Raw genomic sequence first — 21,774 nt, 5'->3', positions numbered from 1 at the left:
TTTCATTTATGATCGCTCTTGCGGACCAGATAATCCCCGATGCTCTGAAAGCCCTGCACCATGACCACCAGGATCGCCACGGTGATCAGCATGATGGTGGGGTTGAAGCGGTTGTAGCCGTAGCGGATGCCCAGATCACCCAGGCCGCCGCCGCCCACGGCGCCGGCCATGGCGGAGTAGCTCACCAGGGTCACCACGGTGACGGTCAGCGCCGTGAAGATACCGCCGCGGGCCTCGGGCAGCAGCACCTTGTGGATGATCTGCCAGGGGGTGGCGCCCATGGACTGGGCGGCCTCCACCAGGCCCGGGTTGATCTCGTTCAGCGCGCCCTCCACCAGGCGGGCGATGAAGGGGATGGCGGCAATGGTCAGCGGCACGGCGGCGGCATTGGTGCCGATGGAGGTCCCCACCAGCATGCGCGTGAAGGGGATGATCGCCACCATCAGGATGATGAAGGGTATCGAGCGGCCGATGTTGGTGACGATGCCGAGCACGCCGTTCACCGCCGGTTGGGCCAGCACCTGGCCGGGGCGGGTCACGTAGAGCAGCACCCCGAGGGGAATGCCCACCAGAGCCGAGAGCACCCCGGAGATGGCCACCATGTAGAGGGTGTCCAGGGTGGCTCGGAGGATCAGGTCAATCATCGCGCTGGACATGGCCGAGCACCTCCACGTGCAGATCATGGGATTCGAGGTAGTCGATGGCCTCGCGGGTCTTGACCGGCGGGCCCATCAGTTCGGCGATCATCAGCCCCAGGGTGCGCTCCTGTATCGACTCCACCTTGGCCTGCAGGATGCTGACGTCGACGCCGCACTCCCGGGCAAGCCTGGAGATCAGCGGGGTGGAGACGGCATCGCCCGAGAAGGCCAGGCGCACCACCGGATGGGTTTGCTCGCCGGGCGTCGCCTCCAGGCGCTCGAAGAGCGCCCGGGGCGGTTCCAGCTGGAGGAAGTCGTTGAGGAACTCGCGGCCCAGCTGGGTCCTGGGCGAGGTGAAGAAGTCGCCGACCTCGGCCTCCTCCACCAGCTCGCCATCGGAGATCAGGCTGACCCGGTGGCAGATCGCCTTGACCACCTCCATCTCGTGGGTGATCAGCAGGATGGTCAGGCCGAGTTTCTGGTTGATGTCGCGCAAGAGCGCCAGGATCGAGGCGGTGGTCTGGGGATCCAGCGCCGAGGTGGCCTCGTCACACAGCAGCACCTTGGGCCGGCTGGCCAGCGCCCGGGCGATGGCCACCCGCTGCTTCTGGCCGCCGGAGAGCTGGGCCGGGTACTGGGCCGCCTTGTCGGCCAGGCCCACCAGCTCCAGCAGCGGCGTGACCCGGCTGCGGATCTCGGCGCGCTTCATGCCCATCAGCTCCAGGGGCAGGGCCACGTTGGCGAACACCGTGCGGTTGGTCAGCAGGTTGAAGTGCTGGAAGATCATGCCGATCCCGTGGCGCGCCTGGTTGAGCGCCTGGCGGGAGAGCCCGGTGAGCTCCTGGCCGTCCACGCTGACGGTGCCGGTGGTGGGGCGTTCGAGCAGGTTGACGCAGCGGATCAGGGTCGACTTGCCGGCCCCGGAGAGGCCGATCACGCCGTGGATCTGTCCGGCGGGCACGTGGAAGTCGATATCCTTCAGCGCCTGGACGGTCCGGGCGCTGCCGCGCCGGCCCTTGAGGGCATAGGTCTTGGAAACGTTCTGGAGTCGGATCATGGAAGCACCGCAAACGGGGCGCCGGGGCGGGCGGGGCAGGCCAGGGTGGGGTGCAAAAAAAGGCCACCCTTACGGGTGGCCATCAACGCTGGACACACCCTTTTAGCTGCACTTCACACGCTGGCCGCTCCGAAGAGCGTGCCACCGCGCTGGCGCCCGCAAGCCGGGTACAAATCGGCGCCGTTCAATGTAGCCGGGAAGCTTAGGCGCGGCGGGCGTCGCTGTCAATCGACCTGGGTGTTGTTGTGGTCTTCTCGCCCATTGTGCAGAATAATTTCCTGTTTATTCGTGATTGGCAGGTGAAGGCGCTGGTTCGTGGAGTGCCGGCGTGGACGCGGCGGGGCAGAGTTCTCTACACTCGTGACCCTTGGCCCCGCCCGGGGCCCATCCCAGTCGAGGAGACGCCATGTTCACCGGTATCGTGCAGGGCACCGCCGAGGTGGTCGCCATTGAAGAGGCAGAGCAGTTCCGCACCCATGTCATCGCCCTGCCAGAGGCGCTGCGCCAGGGGCTCGAGATCGGTGCCTCGGTGGCCCACAACGGGGTCTGCCTGACGGTGGCCGCCATCGACGGCGAGCGGATCAGCTTCGACCTGATGCGCGAGACCCTCAGGGTGACCAACCTTGGTGCACTGGCGGTCGGCGACAGCGTCAATATCGAGCGCGCCGCCCGCTTCGGCGACGAGATCGGCGGGCACTCGATGTCCGGCCACGTGATGGCGGTGGCCGAACTGGTGGAGCTCGATGAGGCACCCAACAATCGTCGCCTGTGGTTCGAGCTGCCCCACGCCCTGGGGCGCTTCCTGTTCGACAAGGGCTACATCGGCGTCGATGGCGCGAGCCTGACCATCGGCGAGGTGCGCCCGGCCACCGCCGCCCACGGCCCGCGCTTCTGCGTCAACCTGATCCCCGAGACCCTGGCCCGCACCACCCTGGTGGACCGGGTGCCGGGTGACCGCGTCAACATCGAGATCGACCCCCAGACCCAGGCCATCGTCGAGACCGTGGAGCGGGTGCTGGCGGCCCGAGGCATCTGAACGCGGCGGGTGATTGACCACTTCGTCAGGTCTGCGTTGGCGGCGCGGCTGGCGCCTGGCCCGGCCTTTGCTTATACAGTGTGACGAGCAGCGTGAAGAGTCTGAATCGGCGGCCTTCCGGTCTCTCGCATCCCGTCGGGGATGCGGGTACCATAGGCCGCTTTTCTCGTGACCCTTCTCGCCCCCCAAGGGACCGTCGCACCGTCCACGCGCGCAGGAATGAGCCTCATGAAGAGCCTGATCGACAAGCAGTTCAAGCTGTCCGAGCACAACACCAACGTGAAGACCGAGGTCATCGCCGGGATCACCACCTTCCTGACCATGGCCTACATCATCTTCGTCAACCCCAGCATCCTCTCCGAGGCGGGCATGGACTATGGCGCGGTCTTCGTCGCCACCTGCCTGGCCGCGGCCATCGGCTGTCTGATCATGGGGCTGTGGGCGAATTACCCCATCGCCCAGGCGCCGGGCATGGGCCTCAATGCCTTCTTCACCTACGGCGTGGTGCTGGGCATGGGCTACACCTGGGAGGCGGCGCTCGGCGCGGTCTTCTTCTCCGGCCTCTGCTTCTTCCTGCTCAGCATCTTCAAGGTGCGCGAGTGGATCATCCACTCGATCCCGCTCTCCCTGCGCCTGGGCATCGCCGCTGGTATCGGCCTCTTCCTGGCGATGATCGCGCTGAAGAACGCCGGTATCGTGGTCTCCAACCCGGCCACCTATGTTGCCCTGGGGGATCTCTCCCAGCCGGCGGCCATCTATGCGCTGCTGGGCTTCTTCGTGATCACCGCCCTGGCCTACCTGAAGGTCACCGGAGCGGTGATGATCGGCATCCTCGGCATCACCGTGATGGCCATGCTGCTCGGCCACAACGAGTACGGCGGCATCATGTCCATGCCACCCTCCATCGCGCCCACCTTCATGGCGCTGGACCTGTGGGGCGCGCTGGACATCGCCATGCTCAGCGTGATCTTCGCCTTCCTGTTCGTCGACCTCTTCGACACCTCCGGCACCCTGGTGGGCGTGGCCCATCGCGGCAAGCTGCTCGACAAGGACGGCAAGCTGCCGCGCCTCGGTCGCGCCATGATGGCCGACAGCGGTGCCTCCATGGCCGGTGCGGTGCTCGGCACCTCCACCACCACCAGCTACATCGAGTCCACCGCGGGCATCGCCTCCGGCGGGCGCACCGGTCTGACCGCCGTGGTGGTCGCCGCGCTGTTCCTGATCAGCCTCTTCTTCGCCCCGCTGGCGGGCTCCATTCCGGCCTACGCCACCGCCGGCGCGCTGCTCTATGTGGCGGTGCTGATGGCCGGCAGCCTGGCCCACGCCAACTGGGAGGATCCCACCGACGCCGCGCCGGTGCTGATCGCCGCCCTGGCCATGCCGCTGACCTTCTCGATCGCCGAGGGCATCGCCCTGGGCTTCATCAGCTATGCGGCGATCAAGGCGCTCTCCGGGCGCTTCCAGGACCTCAATCCGGCGGTAGTCGTGCTGGCGCTGCTGTTCGCGCTGAAGTTCCTGTTCCTCGACTGATCTCCGACCACCGCTTGCACCCACTCACCGAGACACGTATCGATGAGCATCTACGGCGACTACATCAAGTCCGTCATCCGCACCGTCCCCGACTGGCCGCAGCCGGGGGTCAACTTCCGCGACATCACGCCGCTGCTGCAGAACAGCGCGGCCTTCCGCAAGCTGATCGACAGCTTCGTGCACCGCTACCAGGAGATGGAGGTCGATGCCGTCGCCGCCATCGACGCCCGCGGCTTCATCGTCGGGGCGCCGTTGGCCTACGAGCTCGGCTGCAGCTTCGTGCCGGTGCGCAAGAAGGGCAAGCTGCCGTTCCGTACCATCAGCGAGACCTACACCCTGGAGTACGGCGAGGCCGAGGTGGAGCTCCACTCCGACGCCTTCAAGCAGGGCGATCGCATCCTGATCGTCGATGACCTCATCGCCACCGGCGGCACCATGCTGGCCGCCGCCAAGCTGATCACCCGCAGCGGGGGCCAGGTGGTGGAGACCGCCACCATCGTCGACCTGCCGGATCTCGGCGGCTCTGCGCGCATCCGCGAGGCGGGCTTCAACGTCTTCGCCGTCTGTTCCTTCACCGAGGACGAGTGACCCCATGAGCAGCAACCGCTACCACAAGCACTTCACCGTCTCCTGGGACCAGCTGCATCGCGACGTCCGCGAGCTCTGCCACCAGCTGGTGGAGCGCGACTTCAAGGGCATCATCGCCATCACCCGCGGCGGGCTGATCCCCGCGGCCCTGATCGCCCGTGAGCTCAACGTCCGCCTGATCGATACCGTCTGCATCAAGAGCTACGACCATATGGACCAGGGCGGCCTGGATGTCATGAAGGGCGTCGACCATGACGGCGACGGCTGGCTGCTGGTCGACGATCTGGTGGACACCGGCAAGACCGCCCGCAAGGTGCGCGAGCTGCTGCCTCGGGCGCACTTCGTCACCGTCTATGCCAAGCCGGAGGGCCGCCCGCTGGTGGACCAGTACCTCACCGAGGTGGCTCAGGACTGCTGGATCCAGTTTCCCTGGGACATGGGCGTGGCCTACGTCGAGCCGCTGGTCGACCAGGTCAAGCGCTGAGGCGCGAGGAGGGCAGGGATGGCGGCACCGCTTCCCGATAGCTGGCAGCAGTGGCTGGGCGAGGAGTTCCAGGCGCCCTACATGCAGTCGCTGCGCGACTTCCTGGCCGCCGAGAAGGCGGCCAGGAAGGTCATCTATCCCCACTCGTCGGACTGGTTTCGGGCCTTCGAGCTCACGCCCCTGCCGTCCGTCAAGGTGGTGATCCTCGGCCAGGATCCCTACCACGGGCCCGGCCAGGCCCATGGCCTGTGCTTCTCTGTGAAGCCGGGGGTGCGCATTCCGCCGTCGCTTGCCAACATCTACAAGGAGCTGGCCACCGACGTCGGCTTCCGCCCGGTGGCCCATGGCCACCTGGAGCACTGGGCGCGCCAGGGGGTGCTGCTGCTCAACACCTCGCTGACGGTGGAGCAGGGCAATGCCGGCTCCCACCGCGGGCGCGGCTGGGAGGCCTTCACCGACCGCGCCATCACCGCGGTCAGCGAGCACGGCGAGCCCACGGTGTTCCTGCTGTGGGGCAGTCACGCCCGCCAGAAGAGGGCGCTCATCGATGCCGGCCGGCACCTGGTGCTGGAGTCGCCGCACCCCTCGCCGCTCTCCGCCCATCGCGGCTTCTTCGGCAACCACCACTTCTCCCGGGCCAACGCTTTCCTTGTCGAGCAGGGGCGCACCCCTATCGACTGGCAGCTGCCCGAGGTGCCCTGAGCCGCCTACACCTCGAGGCGGGATGCGGGTAGAATGGCCGTCAATTTACCGGCCGGGTCCATGCGGCCAAGGTCGGTATCGTCTCCCGCCGCCCCGAAGAGTGAAGAGGTTCCGCCCATGAGCGTCCATGCCATCCAGCACCCCCTGGTCCAGCACAAGTTGGGTCTGATGCGTGAAGCCGGCATCAGCACCAAGAGTTTCCGTGAGCTGGCCGGCGAGCTGGCCAAGCTGCTGACCTACGAGGCGACCAAGGATCTCGAGCTCGAGGTTCAGGAGATCGACGGCTGGAGCGGCAACAAGATCCCCGTGAACCTGCTCAAGGGCAAGAAGGTCACCATCGTGCCGATCCTGCGCGCCGGCCTCGGCATGCTCGACGGCGTCACCGACCTGATCCCCAGCGCCAGGATCAGCGTGGTGGGACTCTACCGCGACGAGGAGACCCTCGAGCCGGTGCCCTATTTCGCCAAGTTCGCCAACGACCTCGACGAGCGCCTGGCCATCGTCATCGATCCCATGCTGGCCACCGGGGGCACCATGGTGGCGACCCTGGACATGCTGCGCGAGCGCGGCTGCAAGCAGATGAAGGTGATCGTGCTGGTGGCGGCGCCCGAGGGAATCAAGCGGGTCCAGGACGCCTACCCGGACATCGAGATCTACACCGCCGGCGTGGACGAGCGGCTAGACGAGCACGGCTATATCGTGCCCGGCCTCGGGGATGCCGGCGACAAGATCTTCGGTACCCGCTGAGTCCCACCTCCTCCAGGCCAGCGTCCGGCGACGCTGGTCGCTGCCAGCGGAGCCATGTTCACCTGTGAACATGGCTCCGCTTCGTTTCCGCCCCTCTCACTCCCATCTGTCGACCCCTTGTCGTTAGCCTAAGGTCTAATTCTGGTAATTTTCTTTTGAAAGTCATTGTCTTGCCGGAGTTTTCCCGGGCGATCCAATGAATTCCTGGATTTTCGTTAAGTGACAGGGGTGCCAGTAAAGCGCGCATCATCTATAGTGACATGACGTCGACACGGCTCGTCGTAATACAATAACGAACAATCGAGATTCGATATGTCACTGATCCTGGATAACATCGGCCTGACGGTCGCTGGTGACACCCATATAGCGGACGTGAACCTCGAGCTGTCGCCAGGCTCCTTCAACGTCCTGCTGGGCAGGACACTGGCCGGCAAGACCACACTGATGCGACTGATGGCAGGCCTCGACCGACCCACCCGGGGCCGGATCATGATGAACGGCCTGGACGTCACGGGGATGTCGGTGCGCCATCGCAACGTCTCCATGGTCTACCAGCAGTTCATCAACTACCCCGCGCTGACCGTCTACGACAACATCGCCTCCCCCCTGCGCCTGGCCAAGGTGGCACGGGCCGAGATCGATCGACGGGTGCGCCAGACCGCCGAGATGTTGCATATCGAGCATCTCCTCGATCGCCTGCCCCTGGAGTTGTCCGGCGGTCAGCAGCAGCGCACGGCCATGGGGCGCGCCCTGGTCAAGGATGCGGATATCGTGCTCTTCGACGAGCCGTTGGTGAACCTCGACTACAAGCTGCGCGAGGAATTTCGCGAGGAGCTGCGCACGCTGTTCAGCGAGCGCAATTGCATCGCGGTCTATGCCACGACGGAGCCGGCAGAAGCGCTGGCCCTGGGCGGCAACACGGCGGTACTGCATGAGGGACGTCTGCTGCAGTACGGGCGCACCGAGGACGTCTACCATCGTCCGCTGGACCTGCTTACCGCGGAGATGTTTTCCGAGCCGCCGATCAATGTCATGCACGGCATCATCTCGGGGTCGGAGGTGACCTTCGACACGCGTGTGCACTTTCGCCTCAATGAGGAGCTGCGCACCCTGGCACCCGGCGAATACCGCTTCGGCGTGCGTCCTTCCCACATCGCCCTGCAGCGCCGCAGCGGCGATGACATCGAGATCGAGATGTGGGTCGACATGGCCGAGATCAGCGGCTCCGAGACCTTCCTGCATGTGCGCAACGACCGCTTCCAACTGACCGTGCACCTCGAAGGGGTCCACGAGTTCGAGGCGGGGCAGGGCGTTGCGCTCTTCATTCCGCCCCACAAGGTCTATGCCTTCGACCGCAGCGGCAGCGTGGTGCATATCCCGACCCAGCACGCGGGGAGGGCATGAGATGGCCGAGATAACCCTGAAGGGCCTGGCCCACTCCTACTTGCCCAACCCCTCGGCCCCCGAGGACTATGCCATCCGCGAGATGAACCACGTCTGGCACCAGGGGGGAGCCTATGCGCTGCTCGGGCCCTCCGGCTGCGGCAAGTCGACCCTGCTCAACATCATCTCGGGGCTGCTCGAGCCCTCCAGTGGCGACGTCCTGTTCGACGGCGAACGGGTCAATTCGCAGCCCCCCGAGGCTCGCAATATCGCACAGGTGTTCCAGTTCCCGGTGGTCTACGACACCATGACCGTCTACGACAACCTGGCCTTTCCCCTGCGCAACGTGGGGACGCCTCCTGACCGAGTGCACGAGCGGGTCCTGGAAGTGGCCGACGTGCTGGACCTGACCCCGCAGCTCAGGCGCAAGGCCAAGAACCTCACCGCCGACGAGAAGCAGAAGGTCTCCATGGGACGCGGGCTGGTGCGCGATGACGTCTCGGCCATCCTCTTTGACGAGCCCCTCACCGTCATCGACCCCCAGTTGAAGTGGAAGCTGAGGCGCAAGCTCAAGGAGATCCATCGGCGCTTCAACATCACCATGGTCTATGTGACCCATGATCAGCTCGAGGCCTCCACCTTCGCCGACAAGATTGCCGTCATGTACGAGGGTCAGGTGGTGCAGTTCGGTACCCCGAGGGAGCTGTTCGAGCGCCCCAACCACACCTTCGTCGGCTACTTCATCGGCAGCCCCGGCATGAACTTCCTCGACGTCGAGGTTCGCGATGGCCGGCTGATGGCCGGCGACCTGCCTCTCGAGCTCCCCGCGATCGTCCGTGAGGCCGTCAGCGGCGCCCGGTCGGACAACGTCAAGCTGGGCATCCGGCCGGAGTTCGTCGAGGTCCATGCGGCGCCGGTGGAGGGCGGCATGCCGGCAAGGCTGGAGGACGTCCAGGACCTCGGTACCTACTCGATCCTTCAGCTCACCCTGGGCGAGGTGCCCATCAAGGCGCGCCTCGAGGAGGACGCCCCGATGCCGGTCGGCACCGCCTGGCTGCGCTTTCCCCTGGCGCGGGTCGGGCTCTATGTCGACGAGTTCCGCGTGGAGATTCCCCATGAATAACAAGGTCTACAACAACCGCGCCTGGTGGCTGATCCTGCCCATGCTGCTGCTGGTGGCCTTCTCGGCGATCATTCCGCTGATGACGGTGGTCAACTACTCGGTGCAGGACGTCTTCGATGCCAACACGCGCTTCTTCACCGGGACCGAGTGGTTCCAGACGATGCTCAACGACCCGGCGCTGCAGTCGGCCCTGCTGCGCCAGTTCGCCTTCTCCCTGACCATCCTCGCCATCGAGGTCCCGCTCGGCATCGGGATCGCCCTGCTGATGCCCAAGCGGGGCTGGCAGGCGTCGGCGGTACTGATCCTGATCACCCTGCCGCTGCTGATTCCCTGGAACGTGGTGGGCAGCATCTGGCAGCTCTTCACCCGGGGGGATATCGGCCTGATGGGGGTGGGCATCCGCGAGTTCGGCTACGCCTACAACATCACGCGCAACCCGGTGGACGCCTGGGCCACCATCATCCTGATGGATGTCTGGCACTGGACGCCGCTGATTGCCCTGCTCTGCTATAGCGGCCTGCGTTCGATCCCCGACGCCTACTACCAGGCGGCGCGCATCGATCGCGCCTCGCGCTGGGCGGTATTCCGCCATATCCAGCTTCCCAAGCTGACCAACGTGCTGGTGATCGGCATCCTGCTGCGCTTCATGCACTCCTTCATGATCTACGCCGAGCCCTTCGTGCTCACCGGCGGCGGGCCAGGCAGCTCCACCACCTTCCTCAGCCAGTCGCTGACCACCATGGCCATCGGCCAGCAGGACCTGGGACCCTCGGCGGCGTTCTCGCTCATCTACTTCCTGATCATCCTGCTGGTCTGCTGGATCTTCTACACCGCCATCATCAACACCCAGAAAGACAACCATCAGGGGGGAGCCTGAAATGACCAGTGCCGTGCCCACCACGCCCGACAGCGTCCGCGAACAGGCCGCGAAACAGGCGGCCCGGCGCCGCCGGCAGGCCCGTCCGGCCACCACGCGCTGGCGTCGCCGCACCTTGCTCGGGCTCTACCTGCTGTTCGTGCTGCTGCCGATCTACTGGCTGGTCAACCTCTCGTTCCAGACCAACAGCGAGATCCTGGGCTCCTTCTCGTTCTGGCCCCAGGACTTCACCGTGGCCAACTATGCCCGCATCTTCACCGATGCCAACTGGTACATGGGCTATGTGAACTCCCTGGCCTATGTGCTGATGAACATGCTGATCAGCATCTGCGTGGCGCTGCCGGCGGCCTACGCCTTCAGCCGCTTCCGCTTCATCGGTGACAAGCACCTGTTCTTCTGGCTGCTGACCAACCTGATGGCGCCCCCCGCGGTGTTCCTGCTGCCCTACTTCCAGCTCTACTACTCGGTGGGGCTGTTCGATACCCACGTCGCCGTAGCGCTGGCGCACTGCCTGTTCAACATCCCGCTGGCGGTGTGGATCCTCGAGGGTTTCATGAGCAGCGTGCCCAAGGAGGTGGACGAGACCGCCTATATCGACGGCTACAGCTTCCCGCGCTTCTTCGTGACCATCTTCATCCCGATGATCCGTTCAGGGATCGGCGTCACGCTGTTCTTCCTCTTCATGTTCTCCTGGGTGGAGCTCTTGCTCTCCCGGACATTGACCGCCACCAATGCCCAGCCGATCGCCTCCATCATGACGCGCACCTCGACGGCGTCCGGCATCGACTGGGGCACGCTGGCCGCCGCTGGGGTGTTGACCATCCTTCCGGGCATCGTGGTGGTCTACTTCGTACGCAATCACATCGCCAAGGGCTTCGCCCTGGGCCGCACCTGAGGAGGAAGAGGTCATGGACTGGATGGTATGGACCACGCCCACGGCGATCTTCTTCGCGGCCATTGCCGCCATCCTGGTGGGCATGACGGCCTGGGAACTCGCCTCGCCGACCGTGGAGCGTAGGGGCTTTCTCCCCATCGCCACCACCCGGGGGGATCGGCTGTTCATCGGGCTGCTCTCGGCCGCCTATATCCACCTGGCGGTGGTCGGTTTCACCGAGCTTTCGATTTGGTTGGCCCTGGGGGCATCAGTCCTCTGGCTGCTGGTGCTGATGCGCTGGGGCTGAACCAAGGCAGTACGGACGATATCCGTGTCACGGATGACAACCACACGCAGAACGAGGTCAACATGAAGAATAAAAGGATCCAACTGACGGCGGTCGCTGCGGGGCTGCTGCTCGCCTCTGCCGGGCTGCACGCCAACGACGAGGCTCGGGCCATCGCCGAGCGACTGGTAGACACGCACTTCCAGAACTCGACCCTCTCGCGGGAGGAGCAGATCGAGGAGCTGCTGTGGTTTGCCCAGGCCGCCGAGCCGTTTCGCGGCATGCAAATCAACACCGTGGCCGAGGGATTGACCACCCACGTCTGGGAGCGCGACGTGCTGGCCCCGGCCTTCGAGGAGCTGACCGGCATCCGGGTGACCCACAACATCATCGGCGAAGGTGATGTGGTAGATAACATGCAGACCCAGATGCAGACCGGACGCAACATCTACGACGGCTACGTCAATGATTCCGATGCCATCGGTACCCACATCCGCTACGGCACTACCATCAACCTGTCACAGGCGATGGAGAACGAGTGGGCCGACTACACGCTGCCGACGCTGGATCTCGACGACTTCATCGGCCTGCAGTACACCACCGGCCCCGATGGCAGTGTCTACCAGCTGCCGACCCAACAGTTCGCGAACCTCTACTGGTTCCGTTATGACTGGTTCCAGCGCGAGGACCTCCAGGAGCAGTTCCGCGAGATCTACGGCTATGACCTGGGGGTGCCGACCAACTGGACTGCCTACGAGAACATCGCCGAGTTCTTTACCGATCATGTGGGGGAGATCGATGGCGTGAGGGTCTACGGGCACATGGACTATGGCCGACGCGACCCCTCGCTCGGCTGGCGTTTCCATGATTCCTGGCTCTCCATGGCCGGCATGGGCAGCCCGGGCATTCCCTTCGGCAACCCGGTGGACGACTGGGGGATTCGCGTCGATGAGGAGAGCCGGCCGGTCGGCGCCAGCGTGACGCGTGGTGGCGGTACCAATGCCCCGGCCTCGGTCTTCGCCATGCAGAAGGCGGTGGACTGGCTGCGTGACTATGCACCGCCCGAGGCCCAGGGCATGACCTTCGGTGAGGCGGGACCGGTGCCGGCCCAGGGCAACATCGCCCAGCAGATCTTCTGGTACACCGCCTTCACCGCCGACATGATCGACCCGAGCGTGGCGGTGACCGACGACGAGGGCAACCCCAAGTGGCGGATGGCGCCGTCGCCGGTTGGTCCCTACTGGGAAGACGGCATGAAAGTGGGCTATCAGGACGTGGGCTCCTGGACCTTCTTCGACTCCACCCCGGAGGATCGCCGCACCGCCGCCTGGCTGTTCGCCCAGTTCACCACGGCCAAGACGGTGTCGCTCGAGAAGCTGATGGCAGGCCTCACCCCTATTCGCGAGTCCGACATCTTCTCCGAGCAGATGACCGAGATGGCGCCGAGGTTGGGCGGCCTGGTGGAGTTCTACCGCAGCCCCAACGAGTCCATGTGGACGCCCACCGGCACCAACGTGCCCGACTATCCGCGCATGGCGCCGCTGTGGTGGCAGAACCTGGCGCCGGTGATCAGCGGCGAGATCACTCCCCAGGAGGGCCTCGACAACCTGGCTGCCGCCCTCGACAACATCATGGCGCGCCTGGCCCGAGCCAACGTCTTCGAGTCCTACGCGCCGATGCTGAACGAGGAGCGTGATCCGGAGTACTGGCTCTCTCAGGAGGGAGCGCCCAAGCCCAGGCTCGACGACGAGATGCCCCAGGGCACCACCGTTCCCTATGACCAGCTGATGGAGGAGTGGATGGCTGTCGGTACACGCTGAGACGACACCGGCGGCGTGAGCCGCCGGCCCCGGCGCGGCCGGGAGACAAGCCAAGTGTGACCGGTCGCCCGAACGGGATCCAGGCCCCGCTCGGTGATGCCGAGCGGGGCCCCATTGTTTTAAAGGCTGGTTTTCAAGACGTGCTTTCAAGACGGATTGTCAGGAAGGGCTTTCAGGAAGGGCAACAGATGCAACTGAGACAGAGCAACCTTTGCAAGCTTGCCGACCGCTGCTTCGATGTGCTGGTGGTGGGCGGCGGCATCAACGGGGCCTCGGCCGCGGCGGCGCTGAGCGGCAAGGGGGTCAGCGTGGCGCTGATCGACCGTGGCGATTTCGCCGGCAGCACCAGCATGCACTCCTCCAACCTGGTGTGGGGCGGCATCAAGTACATGGAGAGCGGCGATTTCGCGCTGGTGCGCAAGTTGTGCCGCAGCCGCAACCATCTGATCAAGAGCTACCCGTCGACCGTTCAGGAGATTCGCTTCCTGACCACCATCAACCGAGGCTTCCGCCACCATCCGCTGGTGCCCTGGGCCGGGGCCTGGCTCTACTGGCTGATGGGCAACGCCTTCACGAGACGCCCGCTGTTCCTCGGGCCCACGGCCATCAAGGCACGGGAGTCGATCATCGAGGTGGCGTCGGCGCTGGGGGGCTTCGAGTACTCCGATGCCTACCTGCACGACAATGACGCCCGTTTCGTCTTCAACTTCGTGCGCGGCGCCATGGACTTCGGTGCCGTGGCGGCCAACTACGTGGAGTGCCTGGCGTCCCGGCGTGACGGTGACACCTGGGTAAGCCAGGTGCAGGACCGTATGTCCGGCGAGACCCTCGAGATCCGCTCCCGGGTGCTGATCAATGCCGCCGGGCCCTGGGTGGACCATCTCAACAGCCAGTCGGGTCAGAGCACCGAGCACCAGCATGTCTTCTCCAAGGGCATCCACCTGGTCGTCCCCCGGCTGACCCGGGAACGGCGGGTGCTGGCCTTCTTCGCCGACGACGGACGCCCCTTCTTCGTGATCCCCATGGGGCCGCGCACCTGCATCGGCACCACCGACACCCGGGTGGAGCGCCCGGAGGTGGAAGCCACCGACGAAGACATCCGCTTCGTGCTGGACAACATCAACAAGCGGCTGGATCTGGCCACGCCGCTCGGCAAGGGGGATATCATTTCGACGCGCTGCGGTGTGAGGCCGCTGGCGGTCAAGTCGCGGGGCGGGGAGGGGCGCGACTTCCTCAACCTGTCGCGCAAGCATGCCATCGACCTGGACGCCGAGCGCCAGCACCTGAGCATCTTCGGCGGGAAGCTGACCGACTGTCTCAACGTCGGCGAAGAGGTGGTGGAAGCGGTTCGGGGGCTGGGGGTCGAGGTGCCCTATCCCAGGCAGCGCTGGTACGGTGAGCCGGATGCCTCGGTGCGCGAGGCCTTCCTGCATCAGGCGCGGCTGATGAACCTGGACGCCATGACCGCGGAGAACGCCTCGGAGCCGCTGAGCCAGCGCCTGTGGCGACGCTATGGCGTGCAGGCCATCGAGATGCTCGAGGCAATTCGCGAGGACGAGAGGCAGGCGGAGGTCCTCATCGAGGGCACCGAGTACCTACGGGTCGAGCTCGAGCAGGCGCGACGGCGGGAGATGGTCACCCGCCTCGAGGATTTCCTGAGGCGGCGTTCCAAGATCTCCCTGGTGGTCTCGGAAGCGAGCATCCGCGAGTCGCCCGGACTCCGTGAGGCCTGCCAGATCCTCTTCGGAGAGCTGGCTCAGCAGCGTCTGGCAGAGTACCTGGGGGAGGCCCCGACCGAGTCGCGAGAGGCGAAGGTGGAATCGGGGAGCTGAGGGATGGCTCGTTCACGGCGGGGCGGACTGCTAGAATGCCGCCCGGTTCCCTCTTCCTGACCCCCCGGAGCTCCCCATGACTGACACCTCGGCGGCCGCCCACCCCGCGGCCGAATCGCTGCCCAGGACCCTGCTGACCGGGGCCCAGATGCTCTTCGTGGCCTTCGGCGCTCTAGTACTGGTGCCGCTGCTCACCGGGCTCGACCCCAGCGTGGCGCTCTTCACCGCCGGCGTGGGGACCCTGGTGTTCCACGGCGTGACCCGGGTCACCGTGCCGGTCTTCCTGGCCTCGTCGTTCGCCTTCATCGCCCCCATCCAGGGCTCGGTGGTCAACTTCGGCATCCCGGCCACCATGGGCGGCCTGATGGCCGCGGGCCTGGTCTACGTGGCGATCTCCCAGGCCGTGCGCCTCAAGGGCACCGCCTGGCTGCATCGGCTGCTACCGGCCGTGGTGGTGGGACCGGTGATCATGGTGATCGGCCTGGCACTGGCGCCGGTGGCGGTGAGCATGGCCACCGGCGAGACCAGCGACAACATCGGCTATGCCCCGGCGATCTTCCTCTCCATGGTGAGCCTGCTGGTGACCCTGGTGCTGGCGGTGTTCGGCCGCGGCCTGATCCGCCTGATCCCGATCATGGGCGGCATCGTCACCGGCTATGTGCTGGCGCTTGCGATGGGCATGGTGGACTTCACGCCGGTGCGCGAGGCGGCCTGGCTGTCGATCCCGGCGTTCACCGCGCCGAGCTTCCACTGGGCGGCGATCCTCTTCATGATCCCGGTGGCCATCGCGCCGGCGGTGGAGCATATCGGCGACATGGTGGCCATCGGCTCGGTGACGCGGAAGAACTACCTGGAGAAGCCGGGTCTGCACCGCACCCTGCTGGGCGATGGCCTGGCTACCACCACCGCGGCGCTGTTTGGCGGTCCGCCCAACACCACCTACTCCGAGGTGACCGGGGCGGTGACCCTGACCCGCGCCTTCAATCCGAAGTACATGGTGGTGGCGGCCTGTCTCGCCATCGGCCTGGCCTTCGTGGCCAAGCTCGGCGCCCTGCTGCAGACCATCCCGGGTCCGGTGATGGGCGGCATCATGACCCTGCTGTTCGGCTCCATCGCCGTGGTGGGCATGAACACCCTGGTGCGCGCCGGCCATTCGCTGACCGCGCCGCGCAACCTGGTGGTGATCTCGCTGATCCTGGTCTTCGGCATCGGCGGCATGCAGTTCGGCGGCGGCCAGTTCACCCTGCAGGGAGTGAGCCTCGCCGCCCTGGTGGGCATCGTGCTCAACTGGGTGCTGCCGCGGGCAGAAGAGGACGAGTAGGGCGTCGCCTGGACACCCCTCCTGACGCAGGCGGGGCGCTTCTCATGGAAGCGCGCCGCCTTATTGTCGTGGGTGCGTCTGGTTCAGTCCCGATAGCGCCGGGTGAGGTCGCCGTAGGCGTCGATGCGGCGGTCTCTCAGATACGGCCAGATCCGGCGCACGTCCTCACCGCGCGCCATGTCCAGGGTCACCAGCAGGCGCTCGGCATTGACGCCGCCGTGGGCCAGCAGCTCCCCCTGGGGGCCGGCGATGAAGCTGCCGCCCCAGAAGTCGATGCCGCGGCCGACCCCGGAGTGATCCGGCTCGTGGCCGACCCGGTTGGCGACGATCACCGGCACGCCATTGGCCACTGCGTGGCTTCGCTGGATCAGCGTCCAGGCGTCCTTCTGGCGGCTCTTCTCGGCGTCGTCGTCGGCGGGGTCCCAGCCGATGGCGGTGGGGTAGAGCAAGAGCTCCGCCCCGGCCAGCGCCATCAGGCGCGCCGCTTCCGGGTACCACTGGTCCCAGCACACCAGCACGCCGAGCCGGCCCACCGAGGTGTCGATGGGGTGGAAGCCCTGGCCGCGGGCGTCGTCGGCGTCCCCCGGGGTGAAGTAGAACTTCTCATAGAAGCCCGGATCGTCGGGGATATGCATCTTGCGGTAGTGGCCCACGGCACCGCGTTTGCGGTCGTAGACCACGGCGGTGTTGTGGTAGAGCCCCGGCGCGCGGCGCTCGAACAGCGAGCCGACCAGCACGATATCGAGCTCGGCGGCGAGCGCCGCCAGGCGGGTGCCGGTGGGGCCGTCCAGGGGCTCGGCCAGGTCGAAGAGCTCGGTGTCCTCGTACTGGCAGAAGTAGTGGGTGGCGTGCAGCTCCTGGAGCATCACCAGCTCGGCGCCGGCGGCGGCCAGCTCGCGGATGCCGGCCTCGCTCTCGGCGAGGCTCCTGGCCTTGTCGGGCCAGGCGGGCTGCTGGACCAGGCCGACCTTCAGTTGGCGGGGCATGATCGACTCTCCTCTTTATTCATTTTCTCGGGGCTTGTCTGGCGACAAGCCTGCGAGGAGGCGCTGTGAATACTTCCCTGTACGCTACCGACGCCATCCCTGGCGTAGGACCTCCTCTTCGGCTTGTCCCCAGCGCCCCTAATCTCGTGGTTCCAATTTCCTTCAGGCCCGGTTGGCCAGGCTGCCCTGGGGCAGCTGCATGGTCAGGCAGTGCAGGCTGCCGTGCTGGCGGATCACGCTCAGGCAGTCGATGGGGATGATGTCACGCCCCGGGAAGGCACCGGCCAGGGCGGTCAGCGCCCGGGTGTCGGCGGCATCGCCGTAGGTGGGCACCAGCACCGCGCCGTTGATGATCAGGAAGTTGGCGTAGGTGGCCGGCAGGCGGTGGCCGTCCACCGGGTCGAAGCAGGGGCGCGGCCAGGGCAGCGGCACCAGCCGGTAGGGCTCGCCGTCCCGGCGGCGCAACGCCTTGAGCTCCGCCTCCATGGCGGCCAGCGCCGGGTAGTGGGGGTCGCTCTCGTCGTCGCAGCGCACGTAGGCGATGGTGGCAGGGTCGCAGAAGCGCGCCAGGGTGTCCACGTGGCTGTCGGTGTCGTCACCCTCCAGGTGGCCGTGGGCCAGCCACAGGACCCGGGTCACCCCGAAGTCCTCGTGCAGCCAGTCTTCCACCGCCGTCCGGTCGAGCCCGGGGTTGCGGTTGGGGTTGAGCAGGCACGCCTCGGTGGTAAGCAGGGTGCCGGCACCGTCGCTCTCCAGCGCGCCACCCTCCAGCACCAGGCCGCGCTCGCTCACCGGGCAGGCGTAGGCGCCGGCCTGTGCCAGCCGCCGGGTCAGGGTATTGTCCCGGGCGGCGGGGAACTTGCCGCCCCAGCCGGTGAAGACGTAGTCGTGAAGGCGCAGTTCGCCGTTCTCCTCCACGGCCAGCGGGCCATGGTCCCGGGCCCAGGTGTCGTCGGCGGGCGCTACCACCAGGGTCACTCGCTCTTCCGGCACGCCGAGGCTGGCGAAGCGGCCGGCCAGGTGGGTGCGGGTGGCGGTATCGGGCACGCTGACCAGCACCCGCTGATAGCGGGCGATGGCGACCACCATGGCCTCCAGGGTGGCCTCGATGCGCTCGAGCAGGGGCGCCCAGTCGCTGTCGGGACCGGGCCAGGTGAGCTGGACGGCATCCTGAGGGTACCATTCGGGAAGCAGGCGTTTGGCCATGGTCAGTGAAAGCCCCGCTGGGTGGATCGGTGGGTCAGGTCGCGAATGTAGGCATCAATGCACGACGATGCAAGTGGCGAGCGTGAGAGGGTTGGCCTCGGCACGGTGGTGCGCATCGATGATATTCTTGGAGCATTGCAGATTGCCGGCCCGCCGAGGAGCCCCATGCGCCCTTTGACTCGACCCCTCTTTCCCATGGCCATGGCGTTGCTGCTCGGCGGCTGTGCCGCGCTGCCCTCGGGCGATGCCATCGTCACCTCCTCGGGAGAGTGGCTGTCTCGCACCGGGGAGGCGATCGGCGCCCAGCGGGAGCGCCTGGCCGAACGCTTTTCCCGGGATGACGACGACCTGGCGGCGCAGGAGGCCGAGGTCGAGGCGCTGCTGGCTCAGCCCTGGATCGACCCGCTCACGGACTTCCTCGAGGCGAACGCCGGGGAGGCCCGGCTCGCCGAGAGCCTGGTGATCCTGTCCCGTGAACGTGACCGCCGCTGTGCGGCCATCGCCGAGGAGTACGCCGAGCGTCCCGCGAGTCGGGAGGCCCTCGCGCGCTACCGCCGCGGCTATCTCCACTCCTGCCCCGCCGATGTGAACGCCTTCCATGCCAGGGTCCGCGAGGAGGAAGCGCGCCTGGCCGCCGTCTCGACCCCCGCTCCCGAATCCCGCGAGGATGAGTCCGAGTCGCGCCGCGAGGCTCAGGCCATGGCCCGCCGCGACGCCAGCGACTGCTACCTCTATTTCACCATTCGCAACCTCCAGCAGGCCCGCGAGGCCTGTGCCGCGCCGGCGGAGCAGGGGGATGCCCGGGCCCAGCACCATATGGGCAGCCTGGCGGAGCTGGCGGGGGAGCGCGAGGAGGCGCTGGGCTGGTTGCGGCTCGCCGCCGACGGCGGCGATGACTCCGCGGCGGCTCGCCTGGAGCAGCTCTCCCGGGCCGGTGGTGGCGAGACCGCCGAGGCCGCCCGATGAAGCCGCCCGCCTTCGGACTGGGCGGGCGCCCCGTCATCATGCTGCTGCTGGCCCTGCTGGTGGCGCTCTTCCTCGGCGGCATGTGGCTGCTCTCGGGGCTGAACCTGCGCATGGCCGAATCCTCCCTGGCCGAACTGCGCGAGCGCCAGATTCGCGAGAGCTTCGAGGCCAACCTGGGGCGCATCAACGCCCACCATAGGCGCATGGAGCAGAACACCCAGGACCTGGCGCGGGTCGGCCAACTGTTGATCGAGCTGAACGGGGGGGCAGCAGCGGCCGAGGAGGCCCTGCGCCAGGCACTGACCGACTTTCCCGATGCCCAGGGGGTTACCCTGTGGCTCACCGGCGTGACGTCGCCGCTGGGCATGCACGCCTGGCGTCGGGGAGGCGAGCTGCGGGTCGCCCCTCTGGAGCCGGGCTGGGAAGCGGCCGACTGGCTGACCCGGCGGCTCGACACCTGGCGCGAAGGGGCGACGCCCATGCACTGGACCGCCGCCTACTTCAAGGAACGCATCGACGACGTGGTGATCAGCGCCAGCGCCCCGGTGCGCGACGCCGAGGGGCGCGTGCTCGGCATGGCGGCCAGCGACTGGGTGGCCGGGGACATCATCGGCCTGATCAGCGAGGTGGAGCTGACGCCGCGCGCCTTCACCTTCCTGGTGGACCGCGAGAACCGCAACCTCTCGAGCCTGGCCCGGGCCGAGGACCAGGCCCGCGCCCAGCCGCTGATCGAGGCGGTCATCGACCAGCAGTTGCACCGCGAGACCAGTCCCGAGATGACCCTGAGCCCCCTGGTCCTGCAGGGGGAGGCCTGGGTCCTGCTGCATGCGACCACCCGGGCCGGCATGGTGTTCGGCATCGGCGTGCCCCAGGCCGAGATCGACGCGGTGCTCACCCCGATGCGCCAGGCCAACCTGCACATCATGGCCACGGTGGGGGCGGGGGTGTTGCTGCTGGCGCTGGTCATCCTGCTGCTGGTGGCCGGCATGCTGCGCCAGCTGCGCACCCTCTATACCGATCCCCTGACCGGCCTGCCCAACCGGGCCCGGCTGCTGGCCGACCTGGAGGGGCACAAGCCGGGCGCCCTGGTGCTGGTCAACGTGGATGGCTTCAAGCAGTTCAACGGCGTCTTCGGCCAGGCCTGCGGCGACCAGGTGATCCGCCACATGGTGTCGTGCCTCGCCGCCGAGCTGCAGGGGGTGGAGTGGCGCGGCAGCCGGCTCTACCGCATGCCTGCCGACGAGCAGGCGATCTGGCTGCCGGGGCGCTTCTCGCACGAGGCGCTGGCGCGACGGCTCGCGGCCCTGCAGGCGGCAGTGGGCACCTCGCGCCTGACCTGGCGGGGGCAGGAGCTGGCGCTGCACGCCACCCTGGGGCTGGCCGCTACCTGGCAGCTCGCGGACGAGGGACGCGAGGCGCTGATCTCCGCCGCCGGGATGGCGCTGCGCCAGGCCCGCGAGCAGCAGACGGGCAGTGGCCTCCATGACCCCGCCAAGCGGGTGCGGGAGGGCTACGAGCAGAACCTGGCCTGGGCCAACCGCCTCTCCGCCGCCCTGGAGGAGGGACGCATCGTCGCCTATTTCCAGCCGATCCTCGAGCTTGCCAGCGGCCGGATCACCAAGCACGAGTGTCTGATGCGCCTGATCGACGAGCAGGGCGAGGCGGTGAGCCCCGCCCAGTTCCTGGAGGTGGCGCGGCGCAGCCGGCTGCACCGGCGCCTGACCCTGACCATGCTCGAGTGCTGCCTCTCGGCCATGGCGCAGAGCGACCACTCCTTCTCGCTTAACCTCTCCGCCGAGGACCTGGTGGATCCCGAGGTGAGCGAGCCGCTGCTCGCCCGGGTGGCCGAGAGCGGCCTGGGCAGCCGGCTCGTCCTCGAGATCCTCGAGTCCCACAGCATCGACAATTATGTGGCGGTCAGCGACGCCATCGCCCGTGCCCGTGCGCTGGGGGTGCGGATCGCCATCGACGATTTCGGCACCGGCTATGCCAACTTCGAGCACCTGCTGCGCCTCGACGTGGACCTGCTGAAGATCGACGGCAGCCTGATCCGCCACCTGGACAGCGACCCCCAGGCGCTGACCCTGACCCGCGGCATCGTGCGTTTCGCCCGGGAGCTAGGCATCGAGACAGTGGCGGAGTTCGTGCATAGCCCCGAGGTGCTGGCGCAGGTGCGCGAACTGGGCATCGACCATGCCCAGGGCGCCTGGATCGGCATGCCCGAGGCGCAGCCGATGAGCGAGCCTCGGCGGTGAGCGACAGTCGTGCAAATCCGCGGCAAGGCGCCGCCGCCCCGGTGCAGCGGCGTTCAAAAAGCC

General features: G+C 67.0%; 20 protein-coding genes. 16 read left to right on the top strand and 4 right to left on the bottom strand.

Features of this window, described 5'->3' with window-relative positions; all coding sequences use genetic code 11:
* Window positions 1-2: 2 nt before the first annotated feature.
* Entirely contained in the window at window positions 3-656 is a 654-nt protein-coding gene (locus tag D1793_RS15670; RefSeq protein ID WP_119022976.1) for a methionine ABC transporter permease, read from the bottom strand.
* Complete coding sequence (locus D1793_RS15665; RefSeq protein ID WP_119022975.1) at window positions 637-1,695, bottom strand: methionine ABC transporter ATP-binding protein; 1,059 nt, start codon at window positions 1,693-1,695, stop codon at window positions 637-639. The genes D1793_RS15670 and D1793_RS15665 overlap by 20 nt, the downstream gene beginning before the upstream one ends.
* A 406-nt stretch (window positions 1,696-2,101) precedes the next feature.
* Here D1793_RS15665 and D1793_RS15660 point away from each other — a divergent pair, with 406 nt between their 5' ends.
* From D1793_RS15660 to D1793_RS15595, 14 genes are all read left to right on the top strand, one after another.
* Window positions 2,102-2,731 (top strand): riboflavin synthase subunit alpha, encoded by a 630-nt coding sequence (locus D1793_RS15660; protein ID WP_119022974.1) that lies wholly within the window; start codon window positions 2,102-2,104, stop codon window positions 2,729-2,731.
* A gap of 228 nt (window positions 2,732-2,959) precedes the next feature.
* Complete coding sequence (locus D1793_RS15655) at window positions 2,960-4,261, top strand: NCS2 family permease (RefSeq protein WP_119022973.1); 1,302 nt, start codon at window positions 2,960-2,962, stop codon at window positions 4,259-4,261.
* Window positions 4,262-4,303: 42 nt separating this feature from the next.
* The gene (locus tag D1793_RS15650; protein WP_119022972.1) at window positions 4,304-4,849 is read left to right on the top strand and encodes an adenine phosphoribosyltransferase; all 546 of its coding nucleotides are present in this window, start codon (window positions 4,304-4,306) and stop codon (window positions 4,847-4,849) included.
* 4 nt (window positions 4,850-4,853) lie between these two features.
* The gene (gene gpt, locus D1793_RS15645) at window positions 4,854-5,333 is read left to right on the top strand and encodes a xanthine phosphoribosyltransferase (RefSeq protein ID WP_119022971.1); all 480 of its coding nucleotides are present in this window, start codon (window positions 4,854-4,856) and stop codon (window positions 5,331-5,333) included.
* An 18-nt stretch (window positions 5,334-5,351) separates the two neighbouring features.
* A complete protein-coding gene (gene ung / locus D1793_RS15640) occupies window positions 5,352-6,035 on the top strand; it encodes a uracil-DNA glycosylase (protein WP_119022970.1) in 684 nt (227 codons plus the stop codon).
* Between the two features lie 117 nt (window positions 6,036-6,152).
* Window positions 6,153-6,782 carry a uracil phosphoribosyltransferase gene (gene upp / locus D1793_RS15635; RefSeq protein ID WP_119022969.1) on the top strand — a complete coding sequence of 210 codons (630 nt, stop codon included), beginning with the start codon at window positions 6,153-6,155 and terminating at the stop codon, window positions 6,780-6,782.
* Window positions 6,783-7,094: 312 nt separating this feature from the next.
* Window positions 7,095-8,186, top strand: a complete 1,092-nt coding sequence (locus D1793_RS15630) for an ABC transporter ATP-binding protein (protein ID WP_119022968.1) — start codon at window positions 7,095-7,097, stop codon at window positions 8,184-8,186.
* A gap of 1 nt (window position 8,187) precedes the next feature.
* Window positions 8,188-9,288 carry an ABC transporter ATP-binding protein gene (locus D1793_RS15625; protein WP_119022967.1) on the top strand — a complete coding sequence of 367 codons (1,101 nt, stop codon included), beginning with the start codon at window positions 8,188-8,190 and terminating at the stop codon, window positions 9,286-9,288.
* On the top strand, window positions 9,281-10,165 hold the full coding sequence (locus D1793_RS15620; RefSeq protein ID WP_119022966.1) for a sugar ABC transporter permease: 885 nt from the start codon (window positions 9,281-9,283) through the stop codon (window positions 10,163-10,165). Before D1793_RS15625 ends, D1793_RS15620 begins: the two co-directional genes overlap by 8 nt.
* A 1-nt stretch (window position 10,166) precedes the next feature.
* On the top strand, window positions 10,167-11,060 hold the full coding sequence (locus D1793_RS15615; RefSeq protein ID WP_119022965.1) for a carbohydrate ABC transporter permease: 894 nt from the start codon (window positions 10,167-10,169) through the stop codon (window positions 11,058-11,060).
* Between the two features lie 13 nt (window positions 11,061-11,073).
* On the top strand, window positions 11,074-11,346 hold the full coding sequence (locus tag D1793_RS15610) for a DUF2160 domain-containing protein (protein ID WP_119022964.1): 273 nt from the start codon (window positions 11,074-11,076) through the stop codon (window positions 11,344-11,346).
* Between the two features lie 62 nt (window positions 11,347-11,408).
* Window positions 11,409-13,145 (top strand): ABC transporter substrate-binding protein, encoded by a 1,737-nt coding sequence (locus tag D1793_RS15605; protein ID WP_119022963.1) that lies wholly within the window; start codon window positions 11,409-11,411, stop codon window positions 13,143-13,145.
* 188 nt (window positions 13,146-13,333) lie between these two features.
* Window positions 13,334-14,977, top strand: a complete 1,644-nt coding sequence (locus D1793_RS15600; RefSeq protein ID WP_119022962.1) for a glycerol-3-phosphate dehydrogenase/oxidase — start codon at window positions 13,334-13,336, stop codon at window positions 14,975-14,977.
* A gap of 76 nt (window positions 14,978-15,053) precedes the next feature.
* Entirely contained in the window at window positions 15,054-16,298 is a 1,245-nt protein-coding gene (locus tag D1793_RS15595; protein WP_119022961.1) for a uracil-xanthine permease family protein, read from the top strand.
* 83 nt (window positions 16,299-16,381) lie between these two features.
* On the opposite strand, the gene D1793_RS15590 is transcribed toward D1793_RS15595, so the two are convergent.
* Together D1793_RS15590 and D1793_RS15585 are read right to left on the bottom strand one after the other, a co-directional pair.
* Entirely contained in the window at window positions 16,382-17,284 is a 903-nt protein-coding gene (locus D1793_RS15590; RefSeq protein WP_119022960.1) for a carbon-nitrogen hydrolase, read from the bottom strand.
* Window positions 17,285-17,446: 162 nt separating this feature from the next.
* Window positions 17,447-18,490, bottom strand: coding sequence for an agmatine deiminase family protein (locus tag D1793_RS15585; RefSeq protein ID WP_119022959.1), 1,044 nt, complete (start codon window positions 18,488-18,490; stop codon window positions 17,447-17,449).
* 165 nt (window positions 18,491-18,655) lie between these two features.
* On the opposite strand from D1793_RS15585, the gene D1793_RS15580 reads away from it, so the two are divergent.
* On the top strand, window positions 18,656-19,456 hold the full coding sequence (locus tag D1793_RS15580; RefSeq protein ID WP_162899987.1) for a hypothetical protein: 801 nt from the start codon (window positions 18,656-18,658) through the stop codon (window positions 19,454-19,456).
* A complete protein-coding gene (locus tag D1793_RS15575) occupies window positions 19,453-21,711 on the top strand; it encodes an EAL domain-containing protein (RefSeq protein ID WP_119022957.1) in 2,259 nt (752 codons plus the stop codon). Before D1793_RS15580 ends, D1793_RS15575 begins: the two co-directional genes overlap by 4 nt.
* Window positions 21,712-21,774: the final 63 nt, after the last annotated feature.

It is taken from the genome of Halomonas sp. JS92-SW72, from assembly GCF_003547075.1.
In the GTDB taxonomy this organism is placed as follows: Bacteria; Pseudomonadota; Gammaproteobacteria; order Pseudomonadales; family Halomonadaceae; genus Halomonas; species Halomonas alkalicola.
Note: the sequence above shows the minus strand (reverse complement) of the source record. Positions and strands in the feature narration are given on the sequence as shown.

What these genes read in the sequence shown, in the direction of transcription:
- D1793_RS15615 (WP_119022965.1), top strand. Translation starts at nt 10,167, where the DNA reads ATGACCAGTGCCGTGCCCACCACGCCCGACAGCGTCCGCGAACAGGCC.
- D1793_RS15630 (WP_119022968.1), top strand. Translation starts at nt 7,095, where the DNA reads ATGTCACTGATCCTGGATAACATCGGCCTGACGGTCGCTGGTGACACC.
- upp (WP_119022969.1), top strand. Translation starts at nt 6,153, where the DNA reads ATGAGCGTCCATGCCATCCAGCACCCCCTGGTCCAGCACAAGTTGGGT.
- ung (WP_119022970.1), top strand. Translation starts at nt 5,352, where the DNA reads ATGGCGGCACCGCTTCCCGATAGCTGGCAGCAGTGGCTGGGCGAGGAG.
- D1793_RS15590 (WP_119022960.1), bottom strand. Translation starts at nt 17,284, where the DNA reads ATGCCCCGCCAACTGAAGGTCGGCCTGGTCCAGCAGCCCGCCTGGCCC.
- gpt (WP_119022971.1), top strand. Translation starts at nt 4,854, where the DNA reads ATGAGCAGCAACCGCTACCACAAGCACTTCACCGTCTCCTGGGACCAG.
- D1793_RS15660 (WP_119022974.1), top strand. Translation starts at nt 2,102, where the DNA reads ATGTTCACCGGTATCGTGCAGGGCACCGCCGAGGTGGTCGCCATTGAA.
- D1793_RS15575 (WP_119022957.1), top strand. Translation starts at nt 19,453, where the DNA reads ATGAAGCCGCCCGCCTTCGGACTGGGCGGGCGCCCCGTCATCATGCTG.
- D1793_RS15610 (WP_119022964.1), top strand. Translation starts at nt 11,074, where the DNA reads ATGGACTGGATGGTATGGACCACGCCCACGGCGATCTTCTTCGCGGCC.
- D1793_RS15595 (WP_119022961.1), top strand. Translation starts at nt 15,054, where the DNA reads ATGACTGACACCTCGGCGGCCGCCCACCCCGCGGCCGAATCGCTGCCC.
- D1793_RS15605 (WP_119022963.1), top strand. Translation starts at nt 11,409, where the DNA reads ATGAAGAATAAAAGGATCCAACTGACGGCGGTCGCTGCGGGGCTGCTG.
- D1793_RS15670 (WP_119022976.1), bottom strand. Translation starts at nt 656, where the DNA reads ATGTCCAGCGCGATGATTGACCTGATCCTCCGAGCCACCCTGGACACC.
- D1793_RS15655 (WP_119022973.1), top strand. Translation starts at nt 2,960, where the DNA reads ATGAAGAGCCTGATCGACAAGCAGTTCAAGCTGTCCGAGCACAACACC.
- D1793_RS15665 (WP_119022975.1), bottom strand. Translation starts at nt 1,695, where the DNA reads ATGATCCGACTCCAGAACGTTTCCAAGACCTATGCCCTCAAGGGCCGG.
- D1793_RS15600 (WP_119022962.1), top strand. Translation starts at nt 13,334, where the DNA reads ATGCAACTGAGACAGAGCAACCTTTGCAAGCTTGCCGACCGCTGCTTC.
- D1793_RS15625 (WP_119022967.1), top strand. Translation starts at nt 8,188, where the DNA reads ATGGCCGAGATAACCCTGAAGGGCCTGGCCCACTCCTACTTGCCCAAC.
- D1793_RS15585 (WP_119022959.1), bottom strand. Translation starts at nt 18,490, where the DNA reads ATGGCCAAACGCCTGCTTCCCGAATGGTACCCTCAGGATGCCGTCCAG.
- D1793_RS15620 (WP_119022966.1), top strand. Translation starts at nt 9,281, where the DNA reads ATGAATAACAAGGTCTACAACAACCGCGCCTGGTGGCTGATCCTGCCC.
- D1793_RS15650 (WP_119022972.1), top strand. Translation starts at nt 4,304, where the DNA reads ATGAGCATCTACGGCGACTACATCAAGTCCGTCATCCGCACCGTCCCC.
- D1793_RS15580 (WP_162899987.1), top strand. Translation starts at nt 18,656, where the DNA reads ATGCGCCCTTTGACTCGACCCCTCTTTCCCATGGCCATGGCGTTGCTG.